Annotated in this window: 31 protein-coding genes and 1 pseudogene; 11 read left to right on the plus strand and 21 right to left on the minus strand. The window is 45.4% G+C overall.

All coding sequences use genetic code 11. The features are described 5' to 3' along the window. Window positions 1-9: 9 nt before the first annotated feature. From KNQ11_RS05490 to KNQ11_RS05510, 5 genes are all read right to left on the minus strand, one after another. Window positions 10-780: an ABC transporter permease gene (locus KNQ11_RS05490; RefSeq protein WP_214770316.1), complete on the minus strand. Its 771-nt coding sequence runs from the start codon at window positions 778-780 to the stop codon at window positions 10-12. Continuing rightward, complete coding sequence (locus tag KNQ11_RS05495) at window positions 777-1478, minus strand: ABC transporter ATP-binding protein (RefSeq protein WP_214723369.1); 702 nt, start codon at window positions 1476-1478, stop codon at window positions 777-779. Before KNQ11_RS05495 ends, KNQ11_RS05490 begins: the two co-directional genes overlap by 4 nt. Window positions 1479-1574: 96 nt before the next feature. Further along, the gene (locus KNQ11_RS05500) at window positions 1575-2015 is read right to left on the minus strand and encodes an NUDIX domain-containing protein (protein WP_167507577.1); all 441 of its coding nucleotides are present in this window, start codon (window positions 2013-2015) and stop codon (window positions 1575-1577) included. 10 nt (window positions 2016-2025) lie between these two features. Further along, window positions 2026-2280: a hypothetical protein gene (locus KNQ11_RS05505; RefSeq protein WP_167507578.1), complete on the minus strand. Its 255-nt coding sequence runs from the start codon at window positions 2278-2280 to the stop codon at window positions 2026-2028. Window positions 2281-2396: 116 nt separating this feature from the next. Continuing rightward, window positions 2397-4001 (minus strand): M3 family metallopeptidase, encoded by a 1605-nt coding sequence (locus KNQ11_RS05510; protein WP_214770319.1) that lies wholly within the window; start codon window positions 3999-4001, stop codon window positions 2397-2399. A gap of 159 nt (window positions 4002-4160) precedes the next feature. Here KNQ11_RS05510 and KNQ11_RS05515 point away from each other — a divergent pair, with 159 nt between their 5' ends. Continuing rightward, window positions 4161-4367: a helix-turn-helix transcriptional regulator gene (locus tag KNQ11_RS05515; RefSeq protein WP_023468455.1), complete on the plus strand. Its 207-nt coding sequence runs from the start codon at window positions 4161-4163 to the stop codon at window positions 4365-4367. Further along, the gene (locus tag KNQ11_RS05520; protein WP_214770322.1) at window positions 4364-5062 is read left to right on the plus strand and encodes a DUF3169 family protein; all 699 of its coding nucleotides are present in this window, start codon (window positions 4364-4366) and stop codon (window positions 5060-5062) included. The genes KNQ11_RS05515 and KNQ11_RS05520 overlap by 4 nt, the downstream gene beginning before the upstream one ends. A gap of 44 nt (window positions 5063-5106) precedes the next feature. Here the strand turns inward: KNQ11_RS05520 and KNQ11_RS05525 are convergent, their stop codons facing one another. Next, complete coding sequence (locus KNQ11_RS05525; protein ID WP_023468457.1) at window positions 5107-5256, minus strand: hypothetical protein; 150 nt, start codon at window positions 5254-5256, stop codon at window positions 5107-5109. 100 nt (window positions 5257-5356) lie between these two features. Between KNQ11_RS05525 and KNQ11_RS05530 the strand changes: the two genes are divergently transcribed. Both KNQ11_RS05530 and KNQ11_RS05535 read left to right on the plus strand, forming a co-directional pair. Continuing rightward, a complete protein-coding gene (locus tag KNQ11_RS05530) occupies window positions 5357-5539 on the plus strand; it encodes a hypothetical protein (RefSeq protein WP_023468458.1) in 183 nt (60 codons plus the stop codon). Window positions 5540-5545: 6 nt separating this feature from the next. Next, window positions 5546-6409, plus strand: a complete 864-nt coding sequence (locus KNQ11_RS05535) for an NAD-dependent epimerase/dehydratase family protein (protein WP_214723377.1) — start codon at window positions 5546-5548, stop codon at window positions 6407-6409. Between the two features lie 47 nt (window positions 6410-6456). Here KNQ11_RS05535 and KNQ11_RS05540 read toward each other — a convergent pair whose 3' ends face one another. Beyond that, window positions 6457-7443, minus strand: a complete 987-nt coding sequence (locus KNQ11_RS05540; RefSeq protein ID WP_214770325.1) for a phosphotransferase — start codon at window positions 7441-7443, stop codon at window positions 6457-6459. An 89-nt stretch (window positions 7444-7532) separates the two neighbouring features. On the opposite strand from KNQ11_RS05540, the gene KNQ11_RS05545 reads away from it, so the two are divergent. Next, complete coding sequence (locus KNQ11_RS05545; protein WP_149427488.1) at window positions 7533-7934, plus strand: VOC family protein; 402 nt, start codon at window positions 7533-7535, stop codon at window positions 7932-7934. A gap of 110 nt (window positions 7935-8044) precedes the next feature. Here the strand turns inward: KNQ11_RS05545 and KNQ11_RS05550 are convergent, their stop codons facing one another. The 8 genes from KNQ11_RS05550 to KNQ11_RS05585 form a co-directional block, all read right to left on the minus strand. After that, window positions 8045-9496 carry a 6-phospho-beta-glucosidase gene (locus KNQ11_RS05550; protein WP_214770328.1) on the minus strand — a complete coding sequence of 484 codons (1452 nt, stop codon included), beginning with the start codon at window positions 9494-9496 and terminating at the stop codon, window positions 8045-8047. A 14-nt stretch (window positions 9497-9510) separates the two neighbouring features. Further along, the gene (locus KNQ11_RS05555) at window positions 9511-11349 is read right to left on the minus strand and encodes a beta-glucoside-specific PTS transporter subunit IIABC (protein WP_214770332.1); all 1839 of its coding nucleotides are present in this window, start codon (window positions 11347-11349) and stop codon (window positions 9511-9513) included. 170 nt (window positions 11350-11519) lie between these two features. Then, window positions 11520-12362, minus strand: a complete 843-nt coding sequence (gene licT, locus KNQ11_RS05560) for a BglG family transcription antiterminator LicT (RefSeq protein WP_149427491.1) — start codon at window positions 12360-12362, stop codon at window positions 11520-11522. 175 nt (window positions 12363-12537) lie between these two features. Beyond that, window positions 12538-12891 (minus strand): DUF2178 domain-containing protein, encoded by a 354-nt coding sequence (locus KNQ11_RS05565; RefSeq protein WP_149427492.1) that lies wholly within the window; start codon window positions 12889-12891, stop codon window positions 12538-12540. After that, entirely contained in the window at window positions 12888-13103 is a 216-nt protein-coding gene (locus KNQ11_RS05570; RefSeq protein WP_149427493.1) for a helix-turn-helix transcriptional regulator, read from the minus strand. The genes KNQ11_RS05565 and KNQ11_RS05570 overlap by 4 nt, the downstream gene beginning before the upstream one ends. A gap of 56 nt (window positions 13104-13159) precedes the next feature. Next, entirely contained in the window at window positions 13160-13615 is a 456-nt protein-coding gene (locus KNQ11_RS05575) for a GNAT family N-acetyltransferase (RefSeq protein WP_244290033.1), read from the minus strand. Between the two features lie 16 nt (window positions 13616-13631). After that, a complete protein-coding gene (locus tag KNQ11_RS05580; protein WP_244290034.1) occupies window positions 13632-13976 on the minus strand; it encodes a DUF3147 family protein in 345 nt (114 codons plus the stop codon). Further along, window positions 13957-14361, minus strand: a complete 405-nt coding sequence (locus KNQ11_RS05585) for a MarR family winged helix-turn-helix transcriptional regulator (RefSeq protein ID WP_214770334.1) — start codon at window positions 14359-14361, stop codon at window positions 13957-13959. The genes KNQ11_RS05580 and KNQ11_RS05585 overlap by 20 nt, the downstream gene beginning before the upstream one ends. Window positions 14362-14435: 74 nt before the next feature. Here KNQ11_RS05585 and KNQ11_RS05590 point away from each other — a divergent pair, with 74 nt between their 5' ends. Both KNQ11_RS05590 and KNQ11_RS05595 read left to right on the plus strand, forming a co-directional pair. Continuing rightward, window positions 14436-14792, plus strand: coding sequence for a hypothetical protein (locus KNQ11_RS05590; RefSeq protein ID WP_214770337.1), 357 nt, complete (start codon window positions 14436-14438; stop codon window positions 14790-14792). 12 nt (window positions 14793-14804) lie between these two features. Beyond that, entirely contained in the window at window positions 14805-15572 is a 768-nt protein-coding gene (locus KNQ11_RS05595) for a nucleotidyltransferase domain-containing protein (protein ID WP_149427496.1), read from the plus strand. On the opposite strand, the gene KNQ11_RS05600 is transcribed toward KNQ11_RS05595, so the two are convergent. Continuing rightward, the gene (locus tag KNQ11_RS05600) at window positions 15561-16271 is read right to left on the minus strand and encodes an SAM-dependent methyltransferase (RefSeq protein WP_214770340.1); all 711 of its coding nucleotides are present in this window, start codon (window positions 16269-16271) and stop codon (window positions 15561-15563) included. The two genes, KNQ11_RS05595 and KNQ11_RS05600, sit on opposite strands and share 12 nt — an antisense overlap. Before the next feature lie 183 nt (window positions 16272-16454). Here KNQ11_RS05600 and KNQ11_RS05605 point away from each other — a divergent pair, with 183 nt between their 5' ends. Beyond that, window positions 16455-17090, plus strand: coding sequence for a homing endonuclease associated repeat-containing protein (locus tag KNQ11_RS05605; protein WP_214770343.1), 636 nt, complete (start codon window positions 16455-16457; stop codon window positions 17088-17090). 48 nt (window positions 17091-17138) lie between these two features. Here the strand turns inward: KNQ11_RS05605 and KNQ11_RS05610 are convergent, their stop codons facing one another. Genes KNQ11_RS05610 through KNQ11_RS05620 form a run of 3 tightly spaced genes read right to left on the minus strand, consistent with a single transcriptional unit; the run spans window position 17139 to window position 18410 of the window. Beyond that, window positions 17139-17549 carry a DUF4362 domain-containing protein gene (locus KNQ11_RS05610; protein WP_214770345.1) on the minus strand — a complete coding sequence of 137 codons (411 nt, stop codon included), beginning with the start codon at window positions 17547-17549 and terminating at the stop codon, window positions 17139-17141. A gap of 17 nt (window positions 17550-17566) precedes the next feature. Further along, window positions 17567-18073, minus strand: coding sequence for an SRPBCC family protein (locus KNQ11_RS05615; protein WP_214770348.1), 507 nt, complete (start codon window positions 18071-18073; stop codon window positions 17567-17569). Continuing rightward, on the minus strand, window positions 18045-18410 hold the full coding sequence (locus KNQ11_RS05620) for an ArsR/SmtB family transcription factor (protein WP_214770367.1): 366 nt from the start codon (window positions 18408-18410) through the stop codon (window positions 18045-18047). The genes KNQ11_RS05615 and KNQ11_RS05620 overlap by 29 nt, the downstream gene beginning before the upstream one ends. 136 nt (window positions 18411-18546) lie before the next feature. Here KNQ11_RS05620 and KNQ11_RS05625 point away from each other — a divergent pair, with 136 nt between their 5' ends. After that, complete coding sequence (locus tag KNQ11_RS05625) at window positions 18547-19401, plus strand: LysR family transcriptional regulator (RefSeq protein ID WP_214770370.1); 855 nt, start codon at window positions 18547-18549, stop codon at window positions 19399-19401. On the opposite strand, the gene KNQ11_RS05630 is transcribed toward KNQ11_RS05625, so the two are convergent. Continuing rightward, window positions 19389-20018 carry a hypothetical protein gene (locus tag KNQ11_RS05630; RefSeq protein ID WP_214770373.1) on the minus strand — a complete coding sequence of 210 codons (630 nt, stop codon included), beginning with the start codon at window positions 20016-20018 and terminating at the stop codon, window positions 19389-19391. The genes KNQ11_RS05625 and KNQ11_RS05630 overlap by 13 nt on opposite strands. A gap of 118 nt (window positions 20019-20136) precedes the next feature. On the opposite strand from KNQ11_RS05630, the gene KNQ11_RS05635 reads away from it, so the two are divergent. Together KNQ11_RS05635 and KNQ11_RS16775 are read left to right on the plus strand one after the other, a co-directional pair. After that, window positions 20137-20904 carry an SDR family NAD(P)-dependent oxidoreductase gene (locus KNQ11_RS05635; RefSeq protein WP_214770376.1) on the plus strand — a complete coding sequence of 256 codons (768 nt, stop codon included), beginning with the start codon at window positions 20137-20139 and terminating at the stop codon, window positions 20902-20904. 63 nt (window positions 20905-20967) lie between these two features. Further along, window positions 20968-21756: pseudogene (locus KNQ11_RS16775) on the plus strand (SDR family NAD(P)-dependent oxidoreductase). A gap of 37 nt (window positions 21757-21793) precedes the next feature. Here the strand turns inward: KNQ11_RS16775 and KNQ11_RS05650 are convergent. Continuing rightward, the gene (locus tag KNQ11_RS05650) at window positions 21794-23041 is read right to left on the minus strand and encodes a polysaccharide deacetylase family protein (protein WP_214770422.1); all 1248 of its coding nucleotides are present in this window, start codon (window positions 23039-23041) and stop codon (window positions 21794-21796) included. Window positions 23042-23185: the final 144 nt, after the last annotated feature.

Genomic DNA, 23185 nt, shown 5'->3' on the forward strand with positions numbered 1-23185 from the left:
ATCTGCTCCTTACGTATCTTTTTTCTTATAGGTCAAACCGATGAATTGTGCTTTTTCATTGAACAGTCGACGGTAGGATAGAAAACCAACGAGGACCGATGCCATCGCTGCCGTCGTCAAGATTAGGAATAGAATCAATAGTTGATAGAGGACGGCTTCCATCGGATCCGCGCCACCGATGATCAACCCACTCATCATCCCTGGCAGTTGGACGAGCCCCATCGTTTTTTGCGCTTCGATCGTTGGAATCATACTTGTCCGGATCGCGCCTTTTAAGCTCGTATCAATCGCTGTCTTCGCATCTCCACCGAGTGAAAGAATCAGTTCGATGACCTCGTCGCTTCGTTCGACCTCGTCCTTGAACTTATTGAGGAACAATAAGGACAAGATCATACAGTTTCCGATGACCATCCCGCTGATTGGAATGACTTGCTGGGCTTCGAACGGAATGATTCGTAACCCGAGCAAAATGCCCATCGTCAATGTTTCAACCGCAATCAGTGTGAACAAAATGATCCACTGAATCCCGGGAATTCCGTCCCCTTTACGGATGACGTTCAGTGTCGCTGCGCCGATCATCAACAGAATCATCAATAACATGAAAATTGGACTTCCGCTTTCAAAGACGAACGTCAGAATATAACCAATGATCAAGAGTTGGACGATCGATCGAACGGTTGCGATGATGATGTCCTTCTCTAGACCCAGCCGTAACGTCCGCGCTAAGACAAGGGGGATCAGAATGAAGATGAGCGAAGTTGCCAGTTGGAGGTAACTCATATCGATTCCCCCTTCAAGAATGCTTGTGTCTCTGCTTGACCACCTGAAGCGAGTTCTTTAAAAGCACCAGACTCGATCAATCGTCCATCCTTTAAAAACCAGATGTCGTCGCTGACCCGCTTGGCTTGCTCTAAGTCATGCGTAATCCAAATGATCGTCGTCTGTAACTCCTGCTGCAAATCAAGAATTAACTTCTCAATCTCCTGTACCATCCGGTAATCAAGACTTGCCGTAATTTCGTCGAGCAACAGGACGTCCGGACGATTGACGAGTGTTCGTGCGATTCCGAGTCGGCTCCGTTCGCCACCGGACAAATCTTTGACCGGTCGCTCAAGTTCGACGGATAGGTCAACTTGTTGTAACAAACGTTCCGCTTCTTCGCGCGGTAACGATTCACCGAAGATCGATTTCGGCAAATTGATATTATCGTAGACGGTACCTGGAATCATCGGCGCGCTTTGGAACGCCATCCCGATCCGTTTGCGGACATCGAGCAGATCCATCTGTTCAAGTGGTTCGCCTCGAAAACAAATTTCGCCGCGATCGGGAGAAATCAGTCCATTGATGTGCTTCAAGGTCGTGGATTTCCCGGCACCACTTGGTCCGACGAGCGTCGTAATGAGACCTTCGCGGAACTCACCTGTTATTTCGTGTAAGATGTGTTGATAGCTGACTTCGTGAAACGTAAGAATCGACATACTGTGTGTTCACCTGACTTTCTACAAGTTTCGAGTAATACTCCTGTAAAGTTGTACCCGAAAATTCGTCACCTTAGTACGTCAAGCAACACTTCCTTACGAATGGATGATCTCTCCGGCAAAATCATACGGTACCGTTCGACCAGCAAAGAACGATTCTTTTGACGCTTCCGGAAGATTGAGGTGTTTGAACGCTTCATCACGATCCATCCAGACGAGTCCAGAAATCTCTTCCGGAACATTCGTCTTCAATTGACCAGAACTGATTTCTCCCGCGAAGAAGAAAAAGAGACAATGTTCCCCCGCTTGCGGGAAGAATGCTTCTGCCACATGGACGATGTCACCTGGAATGATCGTAAATCCTGTCTCCTCCAGAACTTCACGCGTGATTGCCGTATGTAGCGTTTCGTCACGTTCGACCGTCCCGCCTGGAAGTGTATAATAGTCACCGTGATCGCCACGATTCTCAACCATCAATAATTGATCGCCTGTGGTATTGAATAATGTCGTATAGACGATGTTTTTACGGATATTCATGTTCGTCCTCCTATTTTCTTCTTTCCGTCTGAATGATACAAAATAACGGATCCAGTTGAATCTCACTGATGCGGTAATATTCATCATCACTATGATCAAGTAACAGACGTTTTCCGTTTTCTTCAACATATTTTAAGGATTGAATTGTTTCAATTCGTAATCGTGACAGCGTCTCCCCAGTCGGTCGGAGGACATGGAGTTCCATTTCAGTAAATGCCGGATACAGAATAAACTGAATACGCTCTTTTGAGGAGTTGTGTAACATGTATTTAGACCGCTGATAGAATGCTTCTTCCTCCGGAAACTCAAGAATCGGCTCTACTCCGAAAAAATAGAGGCTTTCTAACTCTTCTGGTATATGAATTTTCTTGTCGTCCTTCATTATATCGATGTACCGTCCTGTAAAATTATCTTCCAAGTCTCCACTTCTGATGTCAAAAAGCTCACTAATTCGCTCACCTCTCCTTCAGTCGGCAAGAAAGATACACCCGCTCTCGCGTAGACATCTTGAACCGAATGGGTTTGACTAAGCGCCAAGGCTGCGATGAAGTCTTTCAGTGTTTGGTCAGGGTCTTTCGTGAAACGATGATACAACTGAAGAGCGGCAATCTGAGCAATCGCGTACTCGATGTAATAAAACGGTGTCTCAAAGAGATGGATGACACTCATCCATTCGTGACCTTTCCAATCGGGTGTTTCCGACCAATCGATGACGTCCGTATCGTATGATTCTCGGAAATCGGCATAATAGACATGTCGTTCTTTTGGATCATGGTCGGGGTGAGCATAGAGCCATGATTGAAAACGATCGACGATGATCGTCTCGGGTAAGAACTCGACAATGGAACGCATCTGTTCCAGTTTTGCCCGGGCAACGTCTTTTTTATCCGAAATCACCTGATGCCATTCGTTCATCGTCAACAACTCGAGCGACATGGCAGCGAACTCCCCTACTTCAAGCGGAATCGGTTGTAGTCCGTCGTACGTTTCTTTCATCGCATCATGATGGACGGCATGGCCGATCTCATGCATGAAGATGACGAGATCATCAAACGTATGGATGCGATTCATAAATAAGAACGATTGTTGTTCGACCGGTAAATACTCACAAAACCCTCCGCCGGCTTTGTTCGACCGGGCATCGATATCGAGATGATTCCTATGTCGCATTTCTTTTAATATGTCCGCAAAATAGGGATGAACACTCTCGAGAATTGCTTGTGCCTTGTCTAAGAATGAAGTGTCAGAACCGGTCACGTGATGATCAATCTGTGTATAGGCCGATTGTCGGACGTCCCACGGATGGAGCGTCTTTTTGCCGAGAAACGTTTGTTGTTCGCGCTGAAATCGCCGTTTGACCGGTAGAAAGTCGGATTGAATGATAGTGGCGTAATGATTGACATCTTGACTCGTATAATCGACGCGTCCGAGTTCTGCAAAAGCTAGTTCTTCGTATCCGATCTTACCACTTGCAGTGGCACGCGCTTGTCGTAAATCAACGAGTCGTGAAAACAAGGGTTGAATGACGGATTCTTTCATGCGGAATGCTTCCTCAATCGATAAGAGCGCTTGTTTTCGAGTGGATTCATCCGCGTCAAATAAAGCAGCATGAAGATCGGAAACCGACTCTCCCGATTTTGTCAGCATCGTCGCCTCAATTCGGAGATAGTCTTGAATAAGACAAGCTTCCTCCTCTGTCGTACTTGTTGCTCTGAGTGATTGTTCAAAACGTGCTCTCGTTCGAAGTGGGACGTCATCGCGCGAGACGAGATCCATTTTTACGGAACGTCTCAACGTATCGAGCTTATCCGATAGCTGCTGACGCCCTTGTTCGTATTCAGAAGTGGTACCGGGGTCTGTGACGTCCTGGAGATACACGATTTTTTGTTTGAGCAATGTCTCTTCCATTTGGAGAATCGAAGCGATTCGATGCGCAACATCCTTATCATTATAAAAATTATCATTTACAGGTGACTGAGATTTCATCGACGGATTTCACATCTCCTTTCAACTTATTCCAGTATACAGTTTATGCCAACGATATGATCATTTTACAAATAAATGACTATCATATTGTCTTATTTGACTATTATCTTTGTCAAAAAGACCGTGATAAGTTACATTATATAGGAGGTGAATCCCTATATGAAATCCAGATTAAAAGAATTACGTGCCCGTCACGGATGGAATCAGTCTGAACTGGCACGGCGTGCGAACATTTCGCGCCAGACGATCAGCTTAATCGAACGCGAAGAATTCATGCCGTCGCTATTGATCGCTGTCAAAATTTCTCGTGTGTTTGATACGCCGTTAGAAGACATCTTTTATTTCGATGAGGAGGAATTAACATGAACAAGGAAGCAGTCAAAGTCATCATCGCAGCTTTACTCGGTTTCATTAGCAGTTATTTCGTCATGTTTGTCCTCAAAAATACCAATTTGTCACAGTTTGAACGATCGCTCTATCTTGATTACATATTCACTGGTCTTTTGGTTATCTTGACGATCTTGACTCTCAGTTACATCGTACGCTATTTACAAATTCGTCAATTGACTAAACGCTATGTTTCTTCCGACGAAGAGGACGCGATTGACGATCAAGTGAATCGCTACTATGCGGACGGCATGATGATCGTGCAGTTCTCCAATCTCCTCAGTATCGGGCTCGCTTCTTTTAGCATCATTGAAAACCAGTTCGGTCTTCATTTGATACTGAGTGGATTCTTTTTCGTCATCAGTTGTATTTCCTCGATTTATTTTCTCAATCTTATGCGCCAGATCTATCCCAACCGCTATTTCCCAAAGTATTCGGAAAAGAACTATGCTGAAAAGCTATTCGCTGCCTCAGATGACGGAGAACGTCACGTCATGTTCGAAGGTCTGATTCGGTCACAGTCCCTGTTACAATTTTTATTGATGGGTATCATTGTCGTATTAGTCGTGTATTCGTCTGAGACCGGTCAATCTCAGATCTTTGCAATCAGCTTATTGATTATCGCCTTGATCTGGAGCAACGCAAAATATTTTCTCCATGTACGCAATCGCTAAAAAGGAGCATCCGGTCCGTCGACCGGGTGCTCCTTTACATGCCTTCAAAAATCACGATGATTTTGTTGCTGATGGACATCATGTTGATTCAATGTATATTCCTGATCGTCGAGCGATCGATGTTTCGATTGACTCCGCGCTGAAATGAACCAAACGACTCCACCAACGGCGAGAAAAATAGCAATGAAGATCATAGACACCCTCCTTTAGATTCCTTTTTTACTTTATTCTTCCAACACTCTGGTTTTTCCTTTACGATAAGATAGAAGATATTAATTTATAGGGGGCGTTAGGATGTTCGGCAAAGAACCGACATGTATGCATTGCGGCAAAACGATTGAAGGAAATGAAAAAGTCTACATCCAGATGCGCTATCCGAAACATCGCGGGATGACGGAAGTCAAAGCATACCTAAAAAGCGAAGGACGTTTCATTTGTGAGCAATGTTTCGCTGAAAAGACAGAGTCAAAGGGTTAAGCACTTATGAACCTGAAAGAGAGTACGATTTTAGTTACAGGAATGACCGGAACGCTTGGTTCTCGTGTTGCGCGACGTTTTCTAAAAGAAGCGCGTGAAGTGCGAGGTTTGTATCGCTCTCAGGAACAAGCGGATCAATACGCTTTCAAAGGTGTCCACGCAGTCATCGGTGAACTCGGTGATCCGAATTCGCTTCTTACAACACTTCAAGGCGTCGATCTGTTGATTCACTGTGCTGCCTATCTCGGAGATGATCCCGATTTAGCACAGGAAGCAAATGTTACAGGTGTACAACATCTCGCGGATGCTGCGACAAAAGCTCGTGTCAAGCGCATCGTTCACATCTCGACGACTTCCGTGTACGGCGAAGTCGTGAGTGGACATTTTACGGAAACGTCACCGCTCTTACCGTCCGAGCACGTCTATATCCATACAAAACAGGAATCCGAACGCCTGTTACAGGAATATACACCCGATTCCGATTTAATCATCTTACGTCCAGGATCAATTTGTGCCGAGGAGCAGTCCTATTGGGGGGATCGTCAAGTCGAGCGGATGAAGGAGGCGGATGTGATTACCTGGGTGCACCCGGACGATGTCGTCCCGTGGGTCCATACGGATAATCTAGTCGAAATGATCGTCCTTGCCGCAACGAATGCGCATAATGGGGATATTTTTAATGCGATCGATGCGAATCTACCTGAGACGGATTTCCGGATGAAGTTGATCACAGCAAGTGACAAGCCGTACCAAATACCGAAGCGTGCAGCGGAACACGCGACATTTGCGAATGACCGAATCAAGCAACTTGGTTATATTCCGATTCGCACTCCTGAATCAACTATTGAACAGTTGGTCAAATCGTTTTAATAACGAAGAGGCATCGAATTCGAGTGATTCGGTGCCTCTTTTTATGCTTATCTTACGGATATCCACTTGATCCAGCGATTCCGGTCGTGCGCTCGTAATTCTTCTATCGTTAAAAGGACTTGCTTCGTTCCAAGTACTCGTTCCGCCTCAGGGATTCCACTTTTCCCAAGTGAGCGATTGAGATTAAAATTCAGCCAGTCGAGCTTTCCTTGAACACTGCTATCGATGACGTGCGTCCAGTCGACATCAGACAAACGTTGGTTTGTCGCGTAACCGTCAAGAAATGCGTTAAATCGAACGCGGTCAAACGTATTGTTTTTCAGCTTCGCCCAATAACAGGCTGTCTCGAACACGTCGACGGCTCGATGGATCAGACCCGCAGACTCCCAGTCAATCAGGACTGGACCCGTTGGTGTCCAGAGGACGTTTTTTGGATCGAGATCACGATGACTGACGATCCAGTCTACTGGCAGTTGTTTCTGTGCTTTCTGTGCTAATCTTTCAATTCGTTGCAAATGTTCCTGCTCTTCCATGAATAGCTGCAGCCACTTTCCTTGCTGCCGTTTTCCTTCTTCTAAATGACCGTTCCAATCGATTGAAGTACTTGAGGTATCCGGCTTTATGAAGCCAGTCGTCGCTATAGAAAGAGCGTGCAATCGTCCTAATTGAACTCCGATTTGTCGTGCATGTGCCGATCGAAACTGATCGGTTGATAACGTCTTGCCATCGATCCAATCAAATAAAAGGTAATCCGAGCCGTCAATCGTTTGTACCGCTTGATCGTTGACGCGACGTGCTGGTAATGCTGCTAAGTGAAATGACGCTTGCATGGCGACATCTTCTGACATTTTAAAATTTTTTCGCGCTTCAGGACGTTGCATGATGTCCGGATTCAATCGCTTTAAGACGTAAGATCCAGTCGTCGTCTGTAATCGCCATGTCTCATGCATGAGTCCGCCAGTCAATCGTACAGGTTCGCTAATCATTTGCCCTATTGTAAAACGTTCACAAATCAAATTCATCGTTTGTTGCATCCTATTCTCCATTTCGTTCGTTCCAACCGATCCATGAAATGCTACACTAGTTTTGCATGATTTCATTGAACACGAAGGAAGGTTTTAGTATGAAACAAATTCATCACATCTGTATTCAGACGACGGACTACGCTGCGTCTAAACACTTTTATGAACAGCTTGGGTTCTCCCTCGTTCAAGAGTCACCTGGTTTTCACGACCGCGCCTTTAACAGCTGGTTACGACTCGGTGATTTCTATATCGAATTGCAAACACCCAAATCGGGTCAGCCGTTCACCGATTATACGAAACAAGCAGCGGGTCCCGTCCATTTCGCACTTTACGTTGACGACTTGCAAGAAGAAGTAACACGCCTGGAACGACTCGGGATGCCTTTCCTACCGAAACACGGCGGAAACATCTACTTCGTCGTCGATGGTCATCTCAGCAAATTAAAAGCACCAGAAGGAACAATCATCGAATTACGGGATACGTTTGCGATTCATGGTTGAATATTGAAAATACCTTCATTGATGATTTTTTATGAAAGAATCTAATAATAATTAAAAAGCTAACGATTTGTAATCTAAACATTTCTAGATCAAAATCGTTAGCTATACCTTTATTTGATTTTAATATGTTTTTGATTTTCTATAAAGGCACCATTTGATGCAATTACTTTTTTATACCAATCAAATGACGCCTTTTTTTGTCTTCGATTCGTTCCACTGACATCATCATGACGATCTACATAAATATAGCCATACCGTTTTGCATATTCTCCGGAAGAAGCACTAACGAGGTCAATACAGCCCCAACTCGTGTAACCGATAAGTTCTACACCGTCTTGAATCGATTCGTACATTGCGCGTATGTGATCTGTTAAATAAGCAATTCGATAGTCATCTTGAATGTTTCCTTCACCATCCAATTCATCAAATGCCCCTAAGCCATTTTCGACGATGAATAACGGGAGTTGATAACGGTCATATAACTGATTCGCCGTTAAACGGAGTCCTTTCGGATCAATCGTCCATCCCCATTCCGATTGATTCAAATATGGATTTTTAACAGTCGGGAACACATTCCCCGCTGTCATCTTATCCAATATTTCTGGATCAGTACTGATACAGCGACTCGAATAATAACTAAAACCAATAAAGTCCACTGTGTGGTTGCGTAATAGTTCAATATCACCTGGTTCCATCTGAATTTCAATTCCAGCATCTTTCAATTGTCTTAATGCATAACCAGGATAGGCACCGCGAGCTTGTACATCAATGAAGAAGAAATTCTCACGATCACGTTCCATCGCTTTTTCGACGTCATCTGGGTTACAGGTATAAGGATATGTCATAGCTGCTGCCAACATACACCCAACCTGAAGATCCGGTTTAATCGTATGAGCAATTTCCACGGCACGCGCACTCGCTACCAATTGATGATGTGCTGCTTGATACTGAATTTGTTGCCGATTCTCTCCTTCTGCGAATACTAATCCAGCTCCCATATAAGGAAGATGGAACAACATATTTATTTCATTGAAAGTCATCCAATAACGAACTTTTGAATGATACCGGGATACGATCGTCTTCACATATTGTTCGAAGAATGTAACCATCTTTCGATTGCGCCAACTTCCGTAATGCTTTACTAAATGAACGGGGACATCAAAGTGCGCCATCGTAACGACCGGTTCAATTCCATATTTCAATAATTCATCGAACACTTCATCGTAAAACTTCAATCCTTGTTCGTTTGGTTGTTCTTCATCACCATTTGGAAAGATACGCGCCCATGAAATCGATAAACGAAGTGCTTTAAATCCCATTTCGGCGAATAACGCAATATCCTCCTTGTAGCGATGATAAAAATCAATCGCCTCATGGGATGGATAAGTTAGTTCTGGGAGCGGCTCATAATGTGATAAGTCTCCTTTCATGACGGCTCTTCGAGTCGACCCATTAGGAATTAAATCAACGGAAGATAATCCCTTTCCATCGGATAAATAGGCACCTTCTGCTTGATTAGCAGCAATAGCGCCACCCCATAAAAAGTTTTTTGGAAATTGCATCGTCTCATCCTTTCTTATGCAAAAGCAGGTTTATTGTATTCACTTACTGAAATTTGATCTTGGTCAATCGTAATTTGTCGTTCTTCTGATAAATTCGTGAAAATCACAGGTGTGATGATGTCATAACCTTCCGCTTGAATCGATTCCATATCAAAAGTGATTAATACATCCCCTGGTTCGATTTTCTGGTCTTGTGTGACGTGTAATTCGAAGTGAGTTCCATCTAAGCGTACCGTATCAATCCCAACATGAATGAGGATCTCCATTCCGTCCTCTGACCGAATACCAATCGCATGTTTGCTTGCAAATATAGCAGTTACTTGACCTGACACTGGGGCGATTACTTTTCCTTCAGTCGGAACGACTGCGAAACCTTTCCCCATTGCTCCACTCGCAAACACACTATCCGAAACTTTTTCGAGAGACACGATTTGACCTGACACTGGGCTTGGAATCGTCATCTCTGTTGATGGACGAATATTTTTTTCCACTTCTTTTTCAATCGGATCATCTTCAAAACCAAGGATGTATGTTAAGACCATCGATAAAAAGAATGAGACACCAACACCAATTAACAACCCGTAAAACGCTGTCATACTATCTCCAATAAAGACGGGTAACGTCAATAATCCCGGAGGACCAGAAGCAACTGCTACACTTCCAAAATGTCCTACGATTCCTCCACCTACTGCTGCACTAATGATTGCTGCAATGAAAGGACGCTTTAAGCGTAACGTGACTCCATATACGGCAGGCTCTGTAATACCGAATAATGCGGTAATTCCCGTAGAACCTGCTAATGTTTTTAACTTTTTATTTTTTGATCGAAGCATGACACCAAATGATGCTCCTGCCTGTGCAAAAATTGCTGGTGCAGTTGCCGGTTTGATATAGTCATATCCTTTAGTCGCAATGTTATTGATGAAAATCGGAACAACTCCCCAGTGAATACCGAAAATGACGAGGATTTGCCATACACCGGCAATGAACGCCCCTGCTAAAATCGGATTAAATGCTAGTACCTTTAAAATAAAAGCAGCAATCAAGTCACCTGACGTAACGCCGATTGGTCCAAACACGATTAATGTCAATGGAACGATTGTAACGAGAGCAATCAAAGGAGTAACAAAATTTTTAACACTCTCATGGACATATCGATTGAAAAATTTCTCAACATAACTCATAACCCAAACGGCAAGAATGATCGGAATGACTGTAGATGTATAGGACATCATCGTCACGGGTATACCGAAGAATGTCGTCGCGACTGCATCCGCTTTCAGTTGAATGATTGTAGGATAAATTAAAGCACCCGCTACTGTCATGGCAACAAATTGATTTGCACCAAACTTTCGCGCTGATGTAACCGCTAACAAAATAGGTAAGAAGTAAAAGAGACTATCCGCTGTAGCATTTAAAATGATATAAGTTGTTTCGGTAGGAACTAACCAACCTGCATTCGTCGCAATCGCAAGTAAACCTTTCAAGATACCTGCTCCCGCCATGACACCAAGCAACGGCGTAAAGATACTCGAAATAACATCAATCGCTCGACCGAAAATATTTCCCTTTTCACTTGTCTCAGAAGTATCTGTTGATTCTTCCATCAGCTTTGTTTGTTTCCCAATTGCTTGATATACCTCAGGTACTGTATTTCCGACGACGACCTGAAATTGCCCTCCGCTCTCTTTTACAGCAATAACACCTTCTAGTTTTTCAAGTTTTAGTTTATCAGCCTTTGCTTTATCTTTAAGTACGAAACGTAGTCGGGTCGCGCAATGGACAAGTGAACTAACGTTTTGTTCACCTCCGACAGATTCAATGATTGCTTTAGCCAGTTGATCGTATTTCATAGTACACCTCCATAGTTGATAGACACAAAAAGAAACCCAGATGAGAACAAGTTACGTATTTCATAGAAATACGCATTGCTTCACCTAGGTTTCGCCTGCTTGACCAGTAACAATCCTATTAGATAAATATATATTTATTAACCACATAATAACAACAATACATTAATATGTCAATCTTTCTTTTTTTCTTTAATCAATCTTGTAATATGAACCGTTAGGTACAATTTCTCTTCATCCGTCAACCGATAATCATATTTTGTCTGAATAAAGGTAGCGATTTTTTCAGTGCAGACATAGGACTTTGGATATTGCATTTTCACTAGATCGAAAAGCGCACTCTCATCTCCTTCGTATTCCGTTCGTGTCACGAGTCGTTGTGCAAAAAATTTAAGGTGGGTTACAAAACGATGATAGGCGAGAGCATTCTCATCCCATTCTAGTGCAAAGTGGTATTTTACGAGATTCAATACTTCTTGAATGACTTTTGTCATTGAGACGATGTTTGGCATCTCTTCGTTTAATTCAGCATTCACGATATGAAGTGCAATATAGGCTGCTTCGTCTTCAGGTAATATGATATTGAATTTTTCTTCAACCAGTTCAAGCGCTTGCAGACCAACACTAAACTCATCTTGATATAAACGTTTAATCTCCCAAAGCAATACATTTTTGATCTCTAAGCCTTTTTCATGACGTTCTAATGCAAAATGTAAATGATCAGCAAGAGCGATATACACAAGTTCATTGAGTTTTTTCCCGAGCGTCAATTTAGCAATCGTTACGATATCATCAGTCAAGACGATGATTTCTTCAGGAATTTCTTGAAGTAGTAATTTAAATCGTTCATGATTACCTGCATCATCGAGATAAAAGACTTTTTCCACATCGGAGGCTAATATCTTCTGTCCTGAATTCCGTTTAAAGCCGATTCCCTTCCCCATGACGACTCGCTCACGCCCTGCTTCGTCAAATACACTGATGACATTGTTGTTGAAAATTTGATGAATGATCATCGGTGACCTCCTTTCAAATCAGAAAAATAGAAAAACCCAAATCAAACGTCACTCACGGTTCCAGTGATCGCTGATTTGGGTTTCGCCTGCTTGACCAGTAACAATCCCTATTCCATTACATTCTATATCATTGTTGATAACGGTTACAAGTATCATTTTTATAAACATTCATTCCTTACATCTTTCGGTTCACGTACAGCAATACAAGCGGAAAGAATAAAAGTTGTCCTCCTAATGCTAGTAACAGAGCAAATTGAATGTCTTTTATGATCGACAGATTGACGAGAATCAAGATCAAGAAAAGATATCCGATACTTACGAGATAAGCGATATGTCCACTACGGATTTTAATCTCTCCTTGGCGCTCATCATACGGTTCCGTTGGCGAGAATACCGTTCCTGTGATACGTGACGTGACGCCAGCTAAAACGAGGATAATCCCAAGAGTTTTAGCCGCCGGATCTGTCATCGTTAAGTACAGACCTACTCCAATTAAAATGAAGTCTAACAACACATTAACTCGCTTCATTCTATTCCCTCCTCGTTCGTTCGATTCGGTGTAAAGATGTCTTCGATTCGCCGTTCAAACAGATCAGCTAGTGAAAACGCGAGGTCGAGTGACGGATTATACCGCTCTTTTTCGATGGAAATGACCGTCTGACGCGACACGTTCAATCGTTTTGCCAGTTCGCCTTGCGACCAACCTCGTTCTTCGCGCATCTTCTTGACCTTATTTTTCATGATTTCACCTCGTAGTCCCACTATATGTAAATAACATACCACCTGTCAAGTTTCCTTTACACCCTCTTCATACGCTCCCACATGGTATACCGATCGTCTCTCCCGACCTGAATCAATCCCGCTTTTTCGAGTACTCGGATTGATGCTTGATTCGTCGACTCCGTCTTCGCAAGTACCCCTGTCACTTCCGTTTGTTCAAACGCCCATTCAATCAATGCTTGAACTGCTTCCGTCGCAAACCCTTGATTGAGATACGCTGGTAACAGACCATAACCGATTTCGACCGCTTGTCGTATGTCCGGCTTCCCCTTGAATCCGATATCCCCGATTACTTGACCATCCTTTGTCATGACGAGCCAGCTGCCCCAGTATAGCAGCGAGGGATCTGACGCGAGTAACGTCAAGTGATGCTGAACTTCCGGTCCGTTATCGTAGTGCTGTTGTTGTAAACGTGTCACGTCATTCGCTGTACATGGATAAATCGTCAATCGCTTTGTTTGAAGGGTTATCATTACTTTGTCTCCTTTTTTAGGTTTGCCACCACTGTTGTAGGTGACGTTGGATATACCAACAAGCAATAAAAAAGCTCGTTGCACCGAGTATACTGTAAAAAATAGGAATGCCTAAGCGAATCAATCCATATAAGACGGCAAGCAATAAGAACGTCGCTGGTAATCCGAGTAACACACTCTTTAAGAATGTACTCAGTTCTGCCCGTTCACTTCCCTGTTTAACGAGCCAGGCAAAGCTAATCAGACTGACGACGGGCAATGCAGACAACACGCCTCCCAGTGACGGTGAACGCCGGGCGACTTCCGTGACGAGACCGATGACCAGTGCGCTCGACAGCACCTTAACGAGAAAAGCAGTCATCTGCCGCCTCCCGCAACAATCGAAACGCCTGTTCAATCGCCTGTTGATCTGTTTTTGACATCGTAGCAAAGACTTGATTCAACCGTTCAGGATCGAGTTCCGTATGATGACGAACGATTGTATCCCCCAAGTCTGTCAAACCAATCGTCACTTGGCGTTGGTCTTCTGGATTTCGTTTTTTTTCAATATAGCCTAATCCCTCCAACTTTTTGACGTGCTCGGACGTCGTATTATGTGAGAGGCGAAATGCCTCGGCAATCTGCTTGATCGTCGGATTCGTCGCAAATTGAATGTATTGCAGGATGCGGACGCTTTGGTGAGACAGGTTTTCTTCGAACCGTGGATGTAGTTGATAATAAATTTTTGCAAAATCAGCTGAAATCATGATGCTCCCCCTTATATCGTATAATCCGAATATATCGTAAATTACGACATATAACCAGAGAAAGAGGTATTTTCATGAAAAAAGTGTTAGCTACTATCGTATTGGTCATTCTTTGTCTCAGTGGATGTCAGACCGAGACGACGATGACAACGACGGACCTCATCGCAGCGGAAGCCATTGAACAAGATCAAGACGTCATCCGCTTGAACGATCGCGTGTACCGACTAGATCAGGTCGTAACCGTCTCCGATCTTTTCTTGACTCCTGGTCCACGTGTTCAAAAAATAGCACCCGAAAAGACGCTCGAGGACGGCATGGCAACTCGTCTTAAGAGCGGTACGGTCATCTATCAAGAAAAAGATGATACGATGTTTATATATGTGCAGCGAAACAAGAAGTGGTATCGCTATCAATCCATCCCTGAAGGATGAGGAGGAAGACAGATGCAGTATCCAACGACATTTGGCACGAAAAATGGCTACATCCACAATCCGACTTCCGCTGAAGCGATTCCTGTCCGTTATCGTGCCGTGATTCGAGACGTCGTCGCCTATTTACAAACCTTATCCGTGTTTCATGGCGTGTACTTGTATGGCAGCGTCGCAAAAGGAACGGCGCGTCCCTTTGAATCCGATCTCGATTTTACACTGATTTTGACAGAACCGTTGACGGAAGAAGAACACATGCAGTTAGATAAACGGACGGAAGATTGGTTGACGGACTATCCATTCGTCACCAAAATCGATTATGACATCGGTCTGCTTGGCGACGTCATACGGGATGACGAAGCACTTCGCTGGGGCGTCTGGTTGAAATCCGTCAATTTGTTTTTGGCAGGCGAAAATCTCCAAAGTCGATTTCCGTCCCTTCGTCCGACACGCGCTCTTGGCTTCGCGTTAAACAGTGGGTTATGCGAGCAGTTGAAAACGGATTTATTTCTCCTAGAAACAGGTCGGGTCGCTCTGCTTCATTCGGATTCGATCGTGAAACGGATTGTTCGGAGCGCCTATCACCTCATCTTAGAGGAAGATCAAAGCTTCGTGCATGACCTAGAGACACTCCGCTCGATCCTGCTTCATTATTTCCCTGATGAACCGCGCTTTTTGTCACTGTTCGCCGCTTACGATACACACCAAATCGTATCGCTAGAGGATGTCCATTACTTTGTAGACTGGTTCATGTCTCGAATGCCGGACGAATCAATCCTTTAATCGAAACAAACCGGTCCACAGTCCAGTATGACCAAATAATGCCTCTGGATTGTCGACGGGTTGCATTTCCGTTAGTTCGATGACGTCGAATGCATCGAATATAGAGAGTAATCGCTCTTTCGTGTAACTGAGTCCGCCTTGGAGACTATTTTCTTGATAGACTTCCCAGTCCGTCAACGTCGCCCCGCCAAGCGGACCGCCCGCAACAAAACACGTCAATCCGAAATATCCTCCTGGTCGCAACATCTCCTTCAGTCGCGTCACATAAGTCACACGTCGATGTGGCGCCATATGATGAAAACAGCCGGAATCGTAAATGAAATCATATGTATTCTGTTCGGTCGTCTCTAGAAAATCTTGCTTTCGAAACGCAACGTGCGCTCCAGTCTGTTGTGCTTGTTCCGTTGCCCAGTCTAACGCGGTTGCTGAGAGATCCAGTCCCGTCACCGAGAAACCGTGTGTTGCGAGATAGATCGCATTTCGACCCGGTCCTGTTCCGAGATCTAACGCATCACCAGGCGAGAGCCAGCCCTCTTCGACGTAGCGAACTAAGTTCTCGTCCGGAATGTTCTTAAAAAACGGGACCGGTTTCGACCGATCTTCATAGAACTTGTCCCAAAACGGTTCTGGTTCACGCAATCGTGCGTCGAGCATCTTTAAAATATCCTCCATCGTATCAATCGTCTGTGTTTCTGTCATTGATCAGTCCCCCCTCTTTTCTTCTATAATATTGTATTCGTGTTTCAGCTCTGATTTTCCTGTATTTCCTGGATAAAAATGCGCTATTTTTCTTACCTTACGATATTGTTAGTATGTTCTCGCAATCGCTCATGCTACACTAGCCTGTAATTGAAACAACCATTCAAAAGGGAGATATCTTGCATGCGTCAACATCCGACTTCCACTTCCACCTTAGCAACGGATGAGAAGATCATCCGCTTGATTCAAGGTCTTCATCAAATGCACCATTCACCTATGAAAGCTACCCATTATCAAAAGTTAGCAGCTCAACTTCCTTACCCTTCGCTTGAAGAAATCAATGCCCGATTCGGTTCGTGGGCACACTTGTTAGAACGAGCTGGAATCGTCAAGACTTCCCATTTATCGACGAAAGAACGCATGACGTTGAACCGTCCCGCCGCGGTCAAGCGAACGAAGCGGTGGTCGATCGAAGATAGCGTCGCTTTTTATGTCGCACAAAAAGGAACGAACATGACGATTCGCTCCTACACGGAATTGCGGGATCTACACCCAGAAATGCTGAGTGCGAATACGATCATTCGTCGGTTCGGCACCTGGAAAAATGCCTTGGCACACTTCGATCTCACCTCGAACGGCTTCTTCACCGATCAAGACTGCTTAGACGCTCTTCAACAAGCTGCTGCCACACATGGACCGCTTCTGACGAGTCAGCAATATGCCAAGTGGGCGCGTGCGCACCAAGCACCTTCACTGACATTGTTGATTGAACGCTTCTCCAGTTGGCGCGAAGCCTTACGTCGGCTCGACAGCGAATAAAAAGGATCGTGCCCGCTGATTGATTCGACGGGACACGATCCTTTTTGATTATTGTTTTGGCAATCGTAAGAGCTCATGATCCGCTCCTTCAGCGCATTTACGTAACGTATAGGTTGCCTTCTGCTTCACGATCGTCTTGTCGAGTTGTCGACAGACTTCGTTTTTACGATCATCGTCTGTCGTACCGAACTGATCACGCGATGAATCGGACGTATAGTGATACGACTTGCCATCATACTTGACGTCATACAACACCGGGTCGCCTTCAGTCGTAAACGCCGTGATGCGAATCTGATCTGATTTGCCTTGCGTTGAGTTCTTCAAAAAGGACTCGAATCGGTCGCTGTTCGTAACATCCTTCTGGACGATGATGTCGCCATTCTCCTTCGCCTCTTCCATCGTATATTTTCCACAACCGGCTAAACAAAGCAGACATACTATAAGACCGAGCTTCCCCATCCCTCACCGACTCCTTCTCAACGTTTCGTTAATAAGCGATCAAGGCGATACAGTTGCGACGTAAAGCCTTCCTTCATCCCCATACCGAGTACTTCTTGCACGGCTGCTTCTGTCTCATAGGTCGACTCGAAGACGATCAACGTCGTCTCCCCGTGGTCGAGGAATGTCGTGACATTCTCGCTTCCTGGTAAATGTTCAGAGATCCCCCCTGACGCGTCCGAGAAATAATCGGCATGACTATACGTGTTCGGAGCATCGATGTGTCTGAAAATCGCTTTTCCCCACGACTCCATGCCGTAAAAGTCACCTTGCGCCGAATCAACACAGCGCATGCAATAATGCCATACACCACCCGGTTGAAACTCAAACGTCTTGATCGTCGTCTCCCAGCCTTCCGGTCCCCACCACGCTTCGAGTTGCTCTTTTTCCGTGAATGCGGCAAAGACGCTATCTCGCGGCGCCTCGCACGTCCATTCCATTCGTAGCGTCTTCCCCTCAATCGAAGTCTTCAATTCCTTTTTCATTCGTCCCGTCTCCCTTCACGTTCGACTGAATCTGCTTCAAATGTGCGTCTAGACGATGCATGCGGGCTTCCATTTGTGCAAGCGAGTTGCTCCACATGACGAGCTCTCGAAACGCTTCTGGGCGAAGGCTATACAAGCGACGATTCGCCTGCCGTTCGACAGTGATTAGTTCCGCGTCAAGCAACAGCTTCAAATGCTTCGAGGTTTGCGGTTGGCGTAAGTGTAGTTGTTCAGCTAACTCATTGACGGAGCGAGGACCATCTCGTAACGCTTCGATGAGTTGGATCCGTGTCGCATCTCCGAGAGCTGAGAATCGTATTGGTATCCGATCGTTCATATCCGTTCACCTCTTTATTTTATATATTCCCACTTTAGAATATTCCAAACTAAGAATATAAAAAATGCAAAATGATTGTCAGATGCGTTCAAATGGCGTACGTTCTAGAGAACCTGTATGAAAAGAGCGTGAACCAATGAAGACTGAATGGATGGAAGCATTCCTCGTCACCGCGGAGACCGGTAGCCTGACGAAAGCAAGCGAAGTACTGCATATGACGCAACCGGCGTTAAGTAAACAAATCAAAAGTCTTGAGAGTGCACTTGAAGCCTCGTTGTTACACCGTTCAGCACATGGTGTTACGTTGACGACAGCTGGCGAAATCGTCTTTGAAGAGAGTCGTGAACTGCTTGACCGGATCGATCAGATGAAACGACGGATCGGTACGATTGACGAACGGACGACGTTGACACTCGGATCATGGCCAAGCGTCGCGATGACGTATCTCCCGCGTCACGTCTCGCGTCAAGCGACGGCCCCGGATCTCAAATTGAAGACGGCGCATACGACGATCGATTTGATGCAAGGTCTTGAAGAACGGCGATACGATGCTGTCTTACTCGACGATCGTCACCATGTCCATCCGTATCATACGACGCATTTGTATACGGAGAACTTTTTGCTTTATGTGCATCAAGACGATGAACGATTTATAGGCTGTACGTCTGTGGCGTTTGAGCAAATTCGTGACGCCTCTTTCTTATCGCTTCCGATCGATTGCGATTCGACGAATATCCTAAAGGACGCGTTCATCGATCGAGGTGCCGTCTACCAAGCAGAAAACGAGATGGAATTCGGTTCAAGCGTCCTCGGTTTCATTCGTGCAGGACTCGGTATCGCTCTATTGCCGGAGATTTTTCAAGACGGACTATCCCCAGAAATCAAGACGTTACCGGTCGACGGATTTGATGTCGTCCGCGAATTGTCACTCGTCTCACGAGACGCCTCCCATCATGCGATCCTGCTTGATTTGCTCGGTCAATCGCGCTGAAGGTGCACTTGTAGTTCATGTCTCAGATCATCGACCTGATCTTGTGAAATCGCCGAGTCCGGTGTCTCACCGTACCGGACGAGATGATAGATCGATGGATCGAGCGTGACATCAATCCGCTGTAACCATTCGCCGACCGTCTCTTCGGAACGGCGGCGTTTTTGTCGTGTCAGTTGCCGATCGAACGTTTGTAACAGACGGCGAATCTCTGACTCTGATTCTTCACCAACAAGAGTTTGTCGTATCGAACGATTTGGGGAAAACACCGGCGGAGGCTCCATTAAATCGTCGATTACATTCTCTCGTCTGCGTCGTTTTCGCAAACGCTTCAAGAAGTAACGTACACTGAAGAGGACGATCAGTAGTATGACAAGACCGACGACACCGTAAAAGGTAACAACTCCTAATGCATCCTTATCCGCAAATCCCCCGCTTTGGATGTCGATTTTTTGCTTGGTCGGTTTTCCTTCTTCTTTTCCGCCTCCATCAACCATAAATCGGGCTTGATAGGTTGCCGGATCATAAAAGAAATAACGATAGACTTCTGTACCGACTAGTTGAATCGCAGCAAGGCTCACGAGAGCTATACATATTGTCACAACTAAACCACGCTTCATCTCATCCCTCCTTTTCAATATTTTACCATCTCTACTTTACTATGGAGTGATTTTTCTTTCTTTTCAGTCAATTTTTCATTAGAGTAAGTGATGACTCTTAGTAAAAGGACGTGACATCATGTATCTTCCAAGTTTTTCGTTAACCGATCAGACATTTTTCATCACTGGAGCTGGACGAGGCATCGGACGCGCGCTCGCCATCGGGATGGCAGAAGCCGGTGCTAACATCATTCTCGTCGCCCGGACGGAACGGGATTTGAAGGAGACGGCACAAGAAATCGAGCGACTCGGTCGAACGGCTTACATATTCCCGTGCGACATCACTGACCGGAAACAAGTCGTCGAGACGGTAGCTCGTGCCTACGAACAAGTACCGCAGATTGATGGGCTCGTCAACAACGCTGGAATGAACATTCGCTCGAAGGCACTCGATGTGACGGAAGACGAGTGGGAAACGATCCAACAGACCAATCTGAAATCCGCTTTCTTCTTTGCTCAAGAAATTGGTAAACGGATGCAGGAGACAGGTGGAAGCATTTTAAATATCGCCTCGGTTGCTGGTCACGTCGCCTTACGGACCGGCGTCGTATATGCGACGACGAAAGCGGCAATGATTCAGATGACGAAAGTACTGGCGCTTGAATGGGGACCACAAAATATTCGCGTCAATGCAATCGGACCGTGGTATTTTAAGACACCATTAACAGAACCATTGCTGGAAGATCCTACATACCTGCAAGAGATCGTTGACGTGACACCGCTCGGTCGGGTCGGTGAATTAGAAGAACTGGTTGGACCAGCTGTCTTCTTATCGTCTGCTGCAGCCCGTTACGTGACCGGACAAACGCTTTATGTCGATGGTGGGATGACGATTAAAGGTTTTTAAAGACAGAAGAAGACGGATGCGCATCTGCCCATCCGTCTTCTCGTATCTGAAAGGAGTTTCATCATGTCAATACGTATTACACTCGTCGCTGGTGCCTCCCGTGGCGCCGGACGTGGCATCGCTTATGCCTTGGGTGACGCTGGAACGATTGTCTACGTCACAGGACGGAGTACGAATGAACAGGCAACGGATCAACGAAGCGAAACGATCGAAGAGACGGCTGCTGGTGTCACAGCACGCGGCGGACTTGGCATCCCCGTCGTTTGTGACCATACAAATCAAACGGACATCGATCGTCTGATTCAGCAGATTCAGCACCAACATGGTCGAATCGATCTCCTCGTCAACTGCGTGTTCGGTGGTTCGGAAAGCCACTTGCCTTCTGGAACCGGACGACGGTTTTGGGAGCGACCTTAGGACGCGATGATGTCTGCCGGACCAAAAGCGTATTTGTGGACGATTCGGGCTGCGATGCCATTGCTGCAACAGAGTCCAGCTGCGCTCGTCATCAATGTGACGTCATTCACTCCAGATCAGGTGGCCGGAAACCTCTATTATGATTTGGCGATGCAAACGATTAATCGAATGACACACGTCATGGCACTGGAGTTAGCTCAGACGACCATTTCTGTCATCGCGCTGTGCCCCGGTTTCATGCGAACGGAACGGGTCGTCGATGCTGGATTCGCGAGTGCTGCGACTGAATCGACGACCTATATCGGACGAGCCGTTACAGCGCTGATGGCGGATGACGATGTTAGCCGTTATTCTGGACAAGCCCTCTTCGTTGCCGATCTCGCGAAGACCTATCACTTTACGGATCAGGACGGGACGCAGCCACTACCGTTTTAATTTCTTTACCCGATGGATTCAACTAGTTTTCAATCACTCACTTCCGTTCCGGTCGCGCTGGATCAAAGACCTCTTTCGCATCAAAGAACGAATCGAGGACGTTCGTCTTTCCAGCAACGGCTTGACGTAAACGTATCCCATCAACGTTGATCCGGGCTTGGCGGAAGTAGTCGGGTCCAACTTGCTTCCAAGCATGTTGACTTGCATCGACATTGAAGAAATAGCGGAACCCACTATCGATGAGTAGACGATATTTCTCACCCGAATAATTATGCCAATCCCCGACATCACTGCCGTATGGATAAATCAGTTGCGTCGTTTTTCCAATCAGCGGGGCAACGTCCTGTTTGTAGCGTTTAAGATCCGCGTCAATCGTCGTGACTGATTCTTTTCCGACCCAAACATGTCCGTACGTATGACTCGCGAACTGCCAGCCGTCCTTTTTTAATGCGACGGCGGTCTGTTTCGCTTGTTTCCGTGCCGTTTCAACCTGTTTATTGTGTCCATATTGATTGTAGGAGGAACGATACCCGAGCACCCCGTTATAACCTGTGATACCAAGCAACCCTTTTGCTCCTTTATAGGAAAAGTCAGGATGCGACTGGACGAACGCATCGACGATTGGTACGAGATCATAGGCACCATTCGGCTTTCCAACCATCGCGTTGACGATTTTGCCGTCCTTCACTTTTAAATTCTTCGCAAATCCATCGCCTTTCATGTATTCGTAATAATTGACATCATCTTGCGAGAGAACGAGCGGGTGTTTTCCTTTTGGTAAACGGACGGGTGTCTCGACGATCTTCCCGTTCACCTCTTTTGCTAAATCTGTTGGTCGGACGAGTACGTAATCGTTTTTATACACCGCAGCTAAAATCCGTTCGAATTCCTGTTGCGTCACCATGTAATCATCGTATCCCGCTTCCTTCCGGTCACCGTCAAATGCTTGTTTTGGATCAGCAATCAATGAATGGAAAAAGAGATGCGGTACAGGTTTTGCCACGGACAGGAGCGCCTGCTTTTTCTGTTCGTATTCTTCTATTTTCAGATTTGTCTCTTTTGTGCGCACGGGTTTTAACACCTTGATCGCTCGGTCATAATCGTACTGGGCAGCGTAACGATCCGCACGCTGGATTGTCTTTTCTATGTACGCCTGCTGAGAAGCTTGTCTTTTTTGCTGTGTCTCGCGTGGTTTATCCGGCTTTTTCTCAACGACTTCTTTTTCTCCACATCCACTTAATAATAGACTCAACGCCACACTGCTAATGATCCAATTCCGTTTCATGACTGTCGACCCCTTCATCAATTTTGATATTTTCATTCTCCATTACTTTAACTATTCCCGATTGTTCAGTCGATTAACTATTTTGTTGAGTCATTCCGTTTCGTTATGACGGTCCATCCAAAGCGGAACTTCCGCTCCTTCGTC

The sequence above is a fragment of the Exiguobacterium sp. s39 genome (assembly GCF_018618925.1).
GTDB lineage: Bacteria > Bacillota > Bacilli > Exiguobacteriales > Exiguobacteriaceae > Exiguobacterium_A > Exiguobacterium_A abrahamii.

Excerpts from the sequence above, each read along its gene's own strand:
- KNQ11_RS05490 (WP_214770316.1), bottom strand. The coding sequence starts at position 780 with ATGAGTTACCTCCAACTGGCAACTTCGCTCATCTTCATTCTGATCCCC.
- KNQ11_RS05495 (WP_214723369.1), bottom strand. The coding sequence starts at position 1,478 with ATGTCGATTCTTACGTTTCACGAAGTCAGCTATCAACACATCTTACAC.
- KNQ11_RS05500 (WP_167507577.1), bottom strand. The coding sequence starts at position 2,015 with ATGAATATCCGTAAAAACATCGTCTATACGACATTATTCAATACCACA.
- KNQ11_RS05505 (WP_167507578.1), bottom strand. The coding sequence starts at position 2,280 with ATGTTACACAACTCCTCAAAAGAGCGTATTCAGTTTATTCTGTATCCG.
- KNQ11_RS05510 (WP_214770319.1), bottom strand. The coding sequence starts at position 4,001 with ATGAAATCTCAGTCACCTGTAAATGATAATTTTTATAATGATAAGGAT.
- KNQ11_RS05515 (WP_023468455.1), top strand. The coding sequence starts at position 4,161 with ATGAAATCCAGATTAAAAGAATTACGTGCCCGTCACGGATGGAATCAG.
- KNQ11_RS05520 (WP_214770322.1), top strand. The coding sequence starts at position 4,364 with ATGAACAAGGAAGCAGTCAAAGTCATCATCGCAGCTTTACTCGGTTTC.
- KNQ11_RS05525 (WP_023468457.1), bottom strand. The coding sequence starts at position 5,256 with ATGATCTTCATTGCTATTTTTCTCGCCGTTGGTGGAGTCGTTTGGTTC.
- KNQ11_RS05530 (WP_023468458.1), top strand. The coding sequence starts at position 5,357 with ATGTTCGGCAAAGAACCGACATGTATGCATTGCGGCAAAACGATTGAA.
- KNQ11_RS05535 (WP_214723377.1), top strand. The coding sequence starts at position 5,546 with ATGAACCTGAAAGAGAGTACGATTTTAGTTACAGGAATGACCGGAACG.
- KNQ11_RS05540 (WP_214770325.1), bottom strand. The coding sequence starts at position 7,443 with ATGCAACAAACGATGAATTTGATTTGTGAACGTTTTACAATAGGGCAA.
- KNQ11_RS05545 (WP_149427488.1), top strand. The coding sequence starts at position 7,533 with ATGAAACAAATTCATCACATCTGTATTCAGACGACGGACTACGCTGCG.
- KNQ11_RS05550 (WP_214770328.1), bottom strand. The coding sequence starts at position 9,496 with ATGCAATTTCCAAAAAACTTTTTATGGGGTGGCGCTATTGCTGCTAAT.
- KNQ11_RS05555 (WP_214770332.1), bottom strand. The coding sequence starts at position 11,349 with ATGAAATACGATCAACTGGCTAAAGCAATCATTGAATCTGTCGGAGGT.
- licT (WP_149427491.1), bottom strand. The coding sequence starts at position 12,362 with ATGATCATTCATCAAATTTTCAACAACAATGTCATCAGTGTATTTGAC.
- KNQ11_RS05565 (WP_149427492.1), bottom strand. The coding sequence starts at position 12,891 with ATGAAGCGAGTTAATGTGTTGTTAGACTTCATTTTAATTGGAGTAGGT.
- KNQ11_RS05570 (WP_149427493.1), bottom strand. The coding sequence starts at position 13,103 with ATGAAAAATAAGGTCAAGAAGATGCGCGAAGAACGAGGTTGGTCGCAA.
- KNQ11_RS05575 (WP_244290033.1), bottom strand. The coding sequence starts at position 13,615 with ATGATAACCCTTCAAACAAAGCGATTGACGATTTATCCATGTACAGCG.
- KNQ11_RS05580 (WP_244290034.1), bottom strand. The coding sequence starts at position 13,976 with ATGACTGCTTTTCTCGTTAAGGTGCTGTCGAGCGCACTGGTCATCGGT.
- KNQ11_RS05585 (WP_214770334.1), bottom strand. The coding sequence starts at position 14,361 with ATGATTTCAGCTGATTTTGCAAAAATTTATTATCAACTACATCCACGG.
- KNQ11_RS05590 (WP_214770337.1), top strand. The coding sequence starts at position 14,436 with ATGAAAAAAGTGTTAGCTACTATCGTATTGGTCATTCTTTGTCTCAGT.
- KNQ11_RS05595 (WP_149427496.1), top strand. The coding sequence starts at position 14,805 with ATGCAGTATCCAACGACATTTGGCACGAAAAATGGCTACATCCACAAT.
- KNQ11_RS05600 (WP_214770340.1), bottom strand. The coding sequence starts at position 16,271 with ATGACAGAAACACAGACGATTGATACGATGGAGGATATTTTAAAGATG.
- KNQ11_RS05605 (WP_214770343.1), top strand. The coding sequence starts at position 16,455 with ATGCGTCAACATCCGACTTCCACTTCCACCTTAGCAACGGATGAGAAG.
- KNQ11_RS05610 (WP_214770345.1), bottom strand. The coding sequence starts at position 17,549 with ATGGGGAAGCTCGGTCTTATAGTATGTCTGCTTTGTTTAGCCGGTTGT.
- KNQ11_RS05615 (WP_214770348.1), bottom strand. The coding sequence starts at position 18,073 with ATGAAAAAGGAATTGAAGACTTCGATTGAGGGGAAGACGCTACGAATG.
- KNQ11_RS05620 (WP_214770367.1), bottom strand. The coding sequence starts at position 18,410 with ATGAACGATCGGATACCAATACGATTCTCAGCTCTCGGAGATGCGACA.
- KNQ11_RS05625 (WP_214770370.1), top strand. The coding sequence starts at position 18,547 with ATGAAGACTGAATGGATGGAAGCATTCCTCGTCACCGCGGAGACCGGT.
- KNQ11_RS05630 (WP_214770373.1), bottom strand. The coding sequence starts at position 20,018 with ATGAAGCGTGGTTTAGTTGTGACAATATGTATAGCTCTCGTGAGCCTT.
- KNQ11_RS05635 (WP_214770376.1), top strand. The coding sequence starts at position 20,137 with ATGTATCTTCCAAGTTTTTCGTTAACCGATCAGACATTTTTCATCACT.
- KNQ11_RS05650 (WP_214770422.1), bottom strand. The coding sequence starts at position 23,041 with ATGAAACGGAATTGGATCATTAGCAGTGTGGCGTTGAGTCTATTATTA.